Origin of the sequence: Rothia sp. P5766, from assembly GCF_048513555.1 — a bacterium.
GTDB lineage: Bacteria > Actinomycetota > Actinomycetes > Actinomycetales > Micrococcaceae > Rothia.
In genome coordinates this window covers 157,859-167,056 of sequence record NZ_JBLXXS010000003.1, presented here as the reverse complement: position 1 = coordinate 167,056, position 9,198 = coordinate 157,859, and the positions used below count along the sequence as shown (strand labels likewise).

The window sequence follows — 9,198 nt, the reverse complement described above, 5'->3', positions numbered from 1 at the left end:
AGGCGAGGATCCGCTTACCCCACCGGATCAGCCGGAGCCCGGGCAGGACCCGGATCAGCCCGCCGATGGAGCTGACCCAGTGGCTCCCCCCATTGGGGAGGACACTCCCGCTGACCCAGAACAACCCGATGTTGAAGATAATCCGGCTCCAGCTGACCCGGTGGAACCGGTTGAGCCGGAGAAACCAGCCGACCAAAAAATCATTGCCTCTGGAGATGACTGGCGGGTAGCTTTTCACCTCTTCAGTGACTTTGACCGTAGCTGGCGCGATACCAATTACAGGTACAACACCGCCTGGCAGTGGTACACGGCACCAACTTCAATCGGTTGGGGTGAAGGTAGCCTGAAGACCCAGCTGACCTTCAACTTCTTCACCCAGCCCTCGTCCTTCTTCTTGCGTAAGGAGTTTACCTTGAACCCCGCCCCCAACCAGGAGCTGGTCCTGACTACCTACGCTGATGATGGCATCGCTATCTATGTCAATGGCAAGGAAGTGGCCCGTCAGAATCTCCCTGCCAATGCCTACCCCAGGACGGCTGCTCTTGCACGAGTTTCTTATACTGATGCAAAGGCTAACCCGCTTACTATCACCATTCCGTCTAAGGATCTCAAAGATGGTAAGAACGTCATCGCGGTTGAGGTTCATTCCTACCGTCGTGGCGAACCTACCACCTTCGATATGGATGCAACTCTGGTAACACGCTAGAGACTGCTCGGGCAAAGAATAGAAAATCCTGCTCCCCAAAGGTTTCCCTTTGATGTGCAGGATTTTCTATATTCGTATACAGCCCGGTAAAAGATTAAGCTCTGGGTCTTCTACATGTTTAGCGGCGGCTTATGAAGACAGGTGATCCTTTCGTCCACCGTTTAGCTGACAAATGATTGGGACAAGTCCTTATAAATATGGGTCTTGTCCCAAGAAGGTCGGCTACTGTTTGAATCTACTCTGACCTAAAATTGAGGGATATACCCCCCACCCTTGAGCGGTATCTACCTTTCCCTACACCTGAGGGGTAAAGCAATGATAGGCCGCCTCAGGGGTTAACAAGCGGTCCGCACACCGCACTTATCTGCTCGCACTTTATTAGGGACTTCCAGGGCATGGCTATGACCTCTTCTTCCTCTGGCACCAAAGGCCGGTTCAGGGAAACACTTTCACATTTGAATGCAGCGCAGAAGCCCGGGGTGGGCGTACCTGCTTACACCCGCTGGGTTAATCGTCGGGTCGCACGCATCTTTGCAGCCGCTGCCGTTAAGTGTGGTATTACCCCAAACGGCGTCACCGCTATCAGCGCCCTCACCTCGCTGCTAGCCATGCTTCTCTTGCTGACTGCCCAGCCCGCTTTGGCTGTGGGCGCGCTTGCAGCTTTCCTCTTTGCCCTGGGCTACGCGCTCGACTCCGCTGATGGCCAGGTTGCCCGCGTGACAGGCAAATCCTCCCCCGCCGGGGAATGGCTAGATCACGTCGTTGATGCTATGCGTACCCCCGCCATGCACCTGACCATCCTGATCGGCTTCATCAAGTACCCCGGCAGCTGGCCTGTGACAGGCTGGCAGCTCTGGTGGCTACCCCTGGCTTTTTCGGTTCTGATGACCGGCCACTTCATGAGCCAGATTCTGGCAGAGCAGCTCCGTAAAAAGCACGCTAGGCAGGAGCCACCCTCGGGGGGAAGTCTTCGCTCTTTTATCAATCTACATATGGATTCCGGTACTTTCTGCTGGGTCTTTATTCTCTGGGGAACGGGCTGGGGCTTCCTCATTGCCTACGGCCTCCTCTTCCTCTCAAACGCAGCAACGGTTCTTCTCTCCATGCGCCGTAAGTTCCTGTCACTCAGTACACCTCAAGGAGCATAGGTCCCATGTCCGACGTTAAAATTTCAGCACTTATTGCAACCGCAGGGGCACGCCCCCAGCTGTTGCGACAGACCGTTCAATCGATGTTTGACCAGGACTACACCGGTCACATCGAGGTTATCGTTGTGTTTGACTACGTTGATATCGATGATCTATCCGATATGACGGTACCGCCCAACCGCTCTCTTAAGACCATTGTTAACTCACATTCGAAGGGTCTTGCCGGCGGACGGAACACCGGTGTGGTTGAGGCCAGCGGTGAATGTGTTGGCTTCTGCGACGATGATGATTATTGGTACCCCACCCGTATCTCTGAACAGATCAAACTCTGGAAAGAGCACCCGGAGGCTATCGCCATTTCATCTGGCATCGTCATTCGTTCTGAAGGTAAGGAGATCGAACGTCTTGCTCCTGCGCTTGCAAGATTCGACGACTTCCTGCGCTCTCGCATCACCGAGATTAATCCCTGCACCACGCTCTTTAAGCGCGATGACCTAGTTCCTGGCGGGCGTATTGGGCTGGTTGATGAAAAGCTCCCCGCTGCCTATGGTGAAGACTACGATCTGCTCCTGCGGGCAACCCGTTGCGGTGATATTTACTCAATTCAGAAGCCCGGCGCGCTCATACTCTGGGATCGCCCCTCCTTCTTTGCGGGGCGCTGGCAGTCAATGGTCGATGGTCTTACCTATATTCTCCAGAAGTACCCCGAGTTTGAGCGTCAGCCCAAAGGCACCGCGAGAATCGCCGGTCAGATCGCTTTTGCACATGCTGCCCTGGGCAACCGCAAATCCGCGCAGGCATACGCGAGATCAGCACTGCGTCGCGACCCCCTACAGGTTCGGGCCTGGGCCGCACGCTGTATTGCAGCGGGACTCATCAAGCCCGAGTTTCTACTGAACCTGGTGAATAAAACAGGTAGAGGGCTCTAGATCCGCATGACGGTTCCACTCTCCCCAACCTCACACTACAATCGATTTCTGTCGGCGGTGCCCCCCACCGTGGACGCACCGCTCCCGGCCTGGCCCATTTTAATCCTGCTCTATGGCTTCCCCCTTGTGTGGGCTATGGGTTTCATGCAGTTCGCCCCAACGGTTCTAGCCTTGATCATGATTGTTCTCATGGTCATGCGCCGACACGTGATGGTTCATTCCACCATGTGGGTCTGGTTCGCTCTCATGTTCTGGGGGCTTATCTGCCTTGTCTCCATCAACACAGGATCGGAGTTTTTAGGCTGGTTCCAGCGCTACATGAACATCTTCAATGTGGGCATCTACACGGTCTATTTCTTTAACGCCCGTGAACGGATCCCTAACCACATCATGCTGGGCGGCCTGCTGACTATATGGGCAACGGTCGTTATCCTGGGCTACGCCGCCCTAGTTTTCCCCAACTTTAGGCTTCAAACGCCCATGAGTTTTGTCTTGCCGGGTTCGCTACTCAATAACGACCTGGTAAAAGCCTATGTGCTCCCCCCCATGGCAGAAGTTCAGCTCCCGTGGGGAGTCGACGTACCCTACAACAGGCCCTCAGCGCCTTTCCCCTACGCCAACTCATGGGGTTTAGCTTATGCGCTACTCACCCCCGTTGTTTTTGCTGTGATTACCGGGGTTCACTCACGTAAAACCCAGATCCTTCTTGTCCTTGCCGTAGTTGTTTCGCTAGTCCCAGCAGTGGCAACCTCAAACCGAGGTATGTTCATTGGCCTGGGCGCAGCTTTTGCCTATGTCCTCTTCCGTTTGCTTCTTCGCGGTGACTGGCGTGCTTTGGGTATAGGCTTTGTGCTCTTCCTTGGGGGCATCACCTACCTCACGGTTTCCGGTGCTATTGAGGAAATCTTGGGCCGCCAGGAGTATTCAAACTCAACCGGTGGTCGGGCCTCACTCTACGAGCTCACTTTTGAGTACACCTTGCGTTCACCACTCGTAGGCTATGGAACCTCCAAGATGGCCGATAACGTCGGTGTTTCAATGGGCACCCAGGGCCAGGTGTGGGCTCTCATGTTCTGCTTTGGTTTTGTTGGTCTGGGGCTCTTCCTACTCTATGTAGTCTCAGTCCTCATCAATACCTGGAACGTTGCATCGCTGACCGGTATGTGGGTTCACTCGGTGATTGTGGCAGCGCTAGCAGTGGTCTTCTTCTATTCCTTCGACGTCATTCAGCTCACCGTTCTTATGCTGACGGTAGCCATGATGATGAGATCTCGAATGTACGGGGAGGGCCTCTAATGGCTCGTTCTCTTGCAAAAAGTGGAGCTTTCTCAACGCTGTACGTCATGTACGGTTCGGCTGCGGCCTTTGTGGCTACGCTTATAGTGTCAAATGGTGTAGGTAAAGCCGGTGCGGGTTCCTTCTTTCAAGTCATGGCACTCTTTGCGATTGCGACTTCGCTCTGTGTCTTTGGTGCAGATACCGGCCTTGTAAGAGCCATGAGCGCACAGCGAGCTCTGGGGCAGTATTCCCTTCTACCGAGGCTCTTACGATATGCTTTTGGCCCCGCAACCCTCATTGCTTTCACGGTTCTTATTGCGGCAACCCTTATCGCGCTACCGGTTGTGACCCCCAATATGGGCACTGAAAACCGAACAGCTATCCTTGCCAGCGCACCTTTTATTCTGGTTGCGGCCTGGATGACACTGTGCTTCGGGGCACTCCGGGGACTGGGCTACACCGTAGAGTTCACCTTTCTCCAAAGCGCGCTCCTGCCTACCCTTCGTATTCTGGCTGTTCTGCTCGCTGTCAGTATCTCGGGGGCCATTCTCTCTTTGGCCCTGGCATGGTCACTCCCCCTGCTCCTTGTCTTTGCAGTTTCAGCGCTATGGGTTCGAAAGTACATGCCTCAGGGTGAAGATCTTCCCAGCTATCCAGCAAAGCATCTAGCTATTGAAGCCATGGCAAGTACACCTGTCACTGCGCCCGAGACCGCAAAAAGTTTCTGGGCCTTCAGCTCAGCGCGCGGTGTCTCGGCCATGGTCGAGGCGGTCCTGGAATGGATTGATGTTCTGCTCATCGGCCTCTTCTTAGGCCCGGCAGCCAGCGGCGTCTACGGCGCTGTCAATCGTTGTGTCCGTGTCGGTGCAATGGTTGAGCATACCGCCCGCGTGGTCACCGGACCAGAGATTTCCTCAGCAATCGCTCGGGGTGACCTTATTAGAGCTCGCCAGATCTTTGTCTCCTCAACCCGGATTCTGGTGGCTGTTGGCTGGCCTTTTTTCATCACCTTGGCGGCCTTCGGCCCCGCGCTACTGGGATTCTTTGGCTCCGGGTTTGTTGAGGGAGCACCGCTCTTTTGGATCATCGGGGTAGCTATGCTGGTTCAGATGGCCGCCGGTGGCGTTCAGAGTGTACTTCTCATGAGCGGGCGTAGCCGCTGGCAACTTTACAACAAGCTCTCCGCACTAGCTGTTGCAGTCGCTCTCAACCTCACCCTGATTCCACTCTGGGGGCTAGCTGGGGCAGCAACCGCTTGGGCCTCAGCCGTCCTCACAGACTGTGTGCTGGCCACGGTCCAGGTCTACGGAAAACTCGGCATCAGGCCCCGCCCTTCCGAGTTGCTCCCGGTCATGGGTCTTGCGGCTGGAACTCCGTCTCTTGGAGCCGTGGGAGTTCACCTCATCTGGGGAAACCAATTCTTAGGACTCATCATCTACCTAGGTACGGTGGTACCGCTCTATGCGGCTCTCATCTACCGTTTCCGACATCAGGTAGGCCTGGAACAAGTCATCGACTCACTCACTCGCAAATTTAGCCGCTAGGCAACAATATCTTGATTAATCTTTAGGGAAGGACTCATACTCATGGAACGCCAATCACGGTTAAGAACCAAGGACCAGCAAGCCACACCCGTATCGCTCGGAGCAGCAGCTCGGCGGGTTCTGCGACACCGCTTTGTGGTTCTTACCAGTTTAATGATCTTCGCGGCGCTGGGCGCTGTGGCAGGGCTTATCCTTCCTAACTCATACCAGTCTAAAGCCGTGATCAATGTAACCCAGCCCAGCTCCGGCGCATCGGGACTCCGTGCTAGCCTGAACACTATTGACATGGATACCGAAGAGGCTATTGCAGGTTCCCGCACTGTACTCGAGGCAGCTGCCGATCAGCTGGGTTTAGATGCTGATGACCTCAAAGATATGGTCAGTGTGGCAGGCCATTCCAACAGCACCATTCTCGATATTATGGTCAGCTCGGATTCACCTGAAAGATCAGCCGAGATCGCTAATACTGTAGCCCACGCTTACCTCAAACACAGGTCAGATACAATCCGGACAACCCGGGAAGAAACCCGCAAAAATATCGACGCTGTCTCTGCGGGGATGGATTCAGGAATCGTCAACCAGGCTATCCTGAGCCTAGAGGCCACCTCCACAGATACCGGCACTATTATCTCAAGCGCCCAAGCCCCTAGCAGACCATCAAATTTCACTCTGGCGCAAACCATCTTTATTGGTGCAGGAATAGGCCTGCTCCTAGGAATTTTTGCAGCCTACATCGTGGATAGAACTTCGAGGGTTCTCGGCTATCCCGAGCGTCTCTCTGAAATTGCTCAGGCTCCCGTCTCTATCATCAAGAGTGGTTCTGAAGAGGAATCTATTGCCCAGCTTCTCCGCCGAATGGATGTTGCCGATGGCAATCTCAAGAAGGCTAACTTTGATGGTGTTACTGTCTTCTCCCCCACCCCTCGCGCGGCAGGTGCGCTGACTACCTTTCTCGTCAAGGGGATTTCTGACCCCGATTTTGTCGTAACCGAGGCTCCGGCTTTCAACTCTCTAACCAACAATCAGGTCAAGGCTCATATCAAGCAGAACAAGCCGCTGATTGTAGAAACTCCGGCCTCAGCCTCTCTTGCAAAGGTCCTCCTTTCAGCTGACCAGAGCGGCGTTCTACTCCTGCCTTTTACCCCCAAAAGCACGGTGAAGAGCGTACAACGCCTGTTTAGTGAGCTCACTCCCTCAAGCTCCACCCAGGTTATCCCTGTTTACTTTGACACGCATACTCACGAGAAATAATCACCCATGAAGGTCCTTCTAACAGCAAGTGCTGGTGGCCATCTGGCTCAGCTTATAGCCCTTGAAAAGTTCTGGAAAGAGCACGATCGGGCCTGGGCAACCTTTGAGCTACCCGAAGTTAAGGCCGCTTTAGACGGCGAGCGCACCTACTGGGTACACTTCCCGACAACCCGGAATATTCCTAACGCAATCCGGAATATCGGTGTTGCCTGGCGGGTACTCCGCAAGGAGCGGCCCGATGCCGTTATCTCAACCGGTGCTGCGGTTGCCGTTCCGTTCTTTATTATCGCCAAGCTTCTTGGCATCAAAACGGTCTTTATTGAGTGCTATGACCGTATTACTATGCCAACGCTCACCGGCCGCATCTGCTACCCCATGAGCGATCTTTTTGTGGTGCAGTGGGAGGAGCAGAAAAAGATATTCCCTGAGGCCGTCAATATCGGCCATATTCTCTGAGCGAGGAGGTAGCTTTGAGCGAGAAAAAATATGATCTGGTTGTATCTCTGGGCACTGATTACCACCATTTTGACCGTCTTGTGCATTGGGTGGATGAGTATCTTGCGGCACGCCCTCAGGTGAGCTGTCTTGTTCAACATGGTTTCACGGCTCCTCCTCAACATGCTGAGGCTGTTGAGCGTTTGCCCCGTGCTGAACTGCTGGAACTCTACCGCTCTGCGAAGGTGGTCTTGGTGCAGGGCGGGCCAGGGTCAATTTTGGATGCTCGTGAGGTAGGTGCGATTCCGCTGGCAGTCCCCCGTGTTGCTGAACTTGATGAGGTAGTTGATAATCACCAGGTTGAGTTCTCTCGTGTGATGCAGACACACGGTGAGACCATCGTGGTCAACAGCGCAGAAGATCTCCTGAATAAGCTTGATGCAGCTTTCGCTGACCCGGATTCTCTGCGAGGAACCTACCGTGTACCCGGCAGTGATAAGGCTGCCGATAATCTTACGGAGTCCTTTAGCCGCATTGGTAGTGGCCAGCCAAGTGGGTTTGTTCGCAGGGTCTGGCAGATTCTGTTGGGAATGTGCAGGCGGCCAAGCTAGGTCTGCCCCCCCTTACCGCTAGCGCATTAAGGTACAAGCCTGTGGATATCTGCTCTTAGGCTCAACGATTTAGCCATCAGTGAGCAGGGCTCGCATTTCTCAGTGTTCAAACATGTTAACCCCGTAGAATGGGGCAGGACAGAAACTATTTGCCCTGAAAGGCTTCACTATGGCTGTTCAAAGCTCCACCACTATTAACGCCGGCATCGATTTGGTTGCACGTGCTTTTGCCGACGAGAACTTTGCCCGTTTTGCAAGTGAAAAGGTACGGGTAACTTTTGAGTCTTTCCAGCTTCAGGGTGACCCTGCGGCAGCTTTTACCACCACCACTGTTCGCTCCGTACCTGCTGATCGTCTGCCCGATATGGCCAAGAAGATCCCCGGTGCTTCTCATGGCATCTCCCTGACCCAGGTCGATCAGGTCTCTGCGCCCGCAGCTGATGGTTCACGCACCGTTGTCTCAGAAGTATCTGTTAAGGGTGTTCCCGTAACCGGCAAAGCTAGCCAGAGCCTTACCCCCCAGGGAGATACGACCGTAGCTAATGTTGAGGGCGAAGTTAAGTGCTCTATCCCGCTGGTAGGTAAGAAAATTGCGGCGGCAGCTGAGCCTCAGATTGGCCGCGTGTTCTCGGCTCTGGGTTCCTGCGCAGAAGAGTTCATTCAGAACAACTACTAGGCCAGATAGCCCCATAAAGCTCAAGAGGCGCCCTACCCATTCGGGTAGGGTGCCTCTTTTCTTGGCTTCAATGGGACTTAGGCCGCAGATGGCATAGAAAGTGCCTTCAGGGCGGCGCGTAACTTAGTGCTGGAGGTGTGAGCGGTGTAGGGGAAGTAAACTACGTGAACACCGACCTCCGCAAAACGGCGCTCTAACTCCTTACCACGAGCAGTACCTTTCCAGTCGTCACCTTTAAAGAAGGTGTTGAAGCGAACCTGTTCCCAGGTCTCTAGCTTATCTTCTACCGTTTCTGCTCGAACTTCATCGACAAAATCAATGTGAGAGACGATTTCCATACGCTCAGCCAAGGGCACGATGGGGCGTCGGCCCTTGGTCAGCTCTAACATTTCATCTGAGACGACTCCTGCAATCAGATAGTCGCAGTTCTTTTTTGCTTCACGCAAGATGTTGAGGTGGCCTACGTGAAAGAGGTCAAAAGCGCCAGCGGCGTAACCGATATTCATTGTTCCCCTGAAGAAAAGTGCGAAAGAACCCGCGTGCGAAAACGGGATGTTAGTGTATTTTCAGTCCTTAAGACTACGGGAGTTAACCTGCTATTGGTAGCCGTTTGAACCGGC

General features: G+C 54.1%; 9 protein-coding genes and 1 pseudogene. 9 read left to right on the top strand and 1 reads right to left on the bottom strand.

Annotation, left to right across the window (positions count from 1 at the left end):
• The 9 genes and pseudogenes from ACN08V_RS02785 to ACN08V_RS02745 all read left to right on the top strand — a co-directional run.
• Window positions 1-706 (top strand): annotated as a pseudogene (locus ACN08V_RS02785) (hypothetical protein); the annotation flags it as partial.
• Window positions 707-1,107: 401 nt separating this feature from the next.
• Window positions 1,108-1,854: a CDP-alcohol phosphatidyltransferase family protein gene (locus ACN08V_RS02780; protein ID WP_419104464.1), complete on the top strand. Its 747-nt coding sequence runs from the start codon at window positions 1,108-1,110 to the stop codon at window positions 1,852-1,854.
• A gap of 5 nt (window positions 1,855-1,859) precedes the next feature.
• Window positions 1,860-2,783, top strand: coding sequence for a glycosyltransferase family 2 protein (locus ACN08V_RS02775; RefSeq protein ID WP_419104463.1), 924 nt, complete (start codon window positions 1,860-1,862; stop codon window positions 2,781-2,783).
• A 6-nt stretch (window positions 2,784-2,789) separates the two neighbouring features.
• Entirely contained in the window at window positions 2,790-4,079 is a 1,290-nt protein-coding gene (locus ACN08V_RS02770; RefSeq protein WP_419104462.1) for an O-antigen ligase family protein, read from the top strand.
• Window positions 4,079-5,605, top strand: coding sequence for a lipopolysaccharide biosynthesis protein (locus ACN08V_RS02765; RefSeq protein ID WP_419104461.1), 1,527 nt, complete (start codon window positions 4,079-4,081; stop codon window positions 5,603-5,605). Before ACN08V_RS02770 ends, ACN08V_RS02765 begins: the two co-directional genes overlap by 1 nt.
• Before the next feature lie 42 nt (window positions 5,606-5,647).
• Window positions 5,648-6,856 (top strand): YveK family protein, encoded by a 1,209-nt coding sequence (locus ACN08V_RS02760; protein ID WP_419104460.1) that lies wholly within the window; start codon window positions 5,648-5,650, stop codon window positions 6,854-6,856.
• Window positions 6,857-6,862: 6 nt separating this feature from the next.
• A complete protein-coding gene (pssD, locus tag ACN08V_RS02755) occupies window positions 6,863-7,312 on the top strand; it encodes a PssD/Cps14F family polysaccharide biosynthesis glycosyltransferase (protein ID WP_419099844.1) in 450 nt (149 codons plus the stop codon).
• Between the two features lie 14 nt (window positions 7,313-7,326).
• Window positions 7,327-7,902, top strand: coding sequence for a glycosyltransferase (locus ACN08V_RS02750; protein ID WP_419099845.1), 576 nt, complete (start codon window positions 7,327-7,329; stop codon window positions 7,900-7,902).
• Between the two features lie 169 nt (window positions 7,903-8,071).
• Entirely contained in the window at window positions 8,072-8,578 is a 507-nt protein-coding gene (locus ACN08V_RS02745; RefSeq protein ID WP_419099846.1) for a DUF2505 domain-containing protein, read from the top strand.
• A 77-nt stretch (window positions 8,579-8,655) separates the two neighbouring features.
• Here the strand turns inward: ACN08V_RS02745 and ACN08V_RS02740 are convergent, their stop codons facing one another.
• Complete coding sequence (locus ACN08V_RS02740) at window positions 8,656-9,084, bottom strand: adenylyltransferase/cytidyltransferase family protein (RefSeq protein ID WP_419099847.1); 429 nt, start codon at window positions 9,082-9,084, stop codon at window positions 8,656-8,658.
• Between the last annotated feature and the right edge of the window lie 114 nt (window positions 9,085-9,198).

Coding starts and splice junctions, on each gene's coding strand:
- ACN08V_RS02780 (WP_419104464.1), top strand. CDS start 1,108: ATGACCTCTTCTTCCTCTGGCACCAAAGGCCGGTTCAGGGAAACACTT.
- ACN08V_RS02775 (WP_419104463.1), top strand. CDS start 1,860: ATGTCCGACGTTAAAATTTCAGCACTTATTGCAACCGCAGGGGCACGC.
- ACN08V_RS02770 (WP_419104462.1), top strand. CDS start 2,790: ATGACGGTTCCACTCTCCCCAACCTCACACTACAATCGATTTCTGTCG.
- ACN08V_RS02765 (WP_419104461.1), top strand. CDS start 4,079: ATGGCTCGTTCTCTTGCAAAAAGTGGAGCTTTCTCAACGCTGTACGTC.
- ACN08V_RS02760 (WP_419104460.1), top strand. CDS start 5,648: ATGGAACGCCAATCACGGTTAAGAACCAAGGACCAGCAAGCCACACCC.
- pssD (WP_419099844.1), top strand. CDS start 6,863: ATGAAGGTCCTTCTAACAGCAAGTGCTGGTGGCCATCTGGCTCAGCTT.
- ACN08V_RS02745 (WP_419099846.1), top strand. CDS start 8,072: ATGGCTGTTCAAAGCTCCACCACTATTAACGCCGGCATCGATTTGGTT.
- ACN08V_RS02740 (WP_419099847.1), bottom strand. CDS start 9,084: ATGAATATCGGTTACGCCGCTGGCGCTTTTGACCTCTTTCACGTAGGC.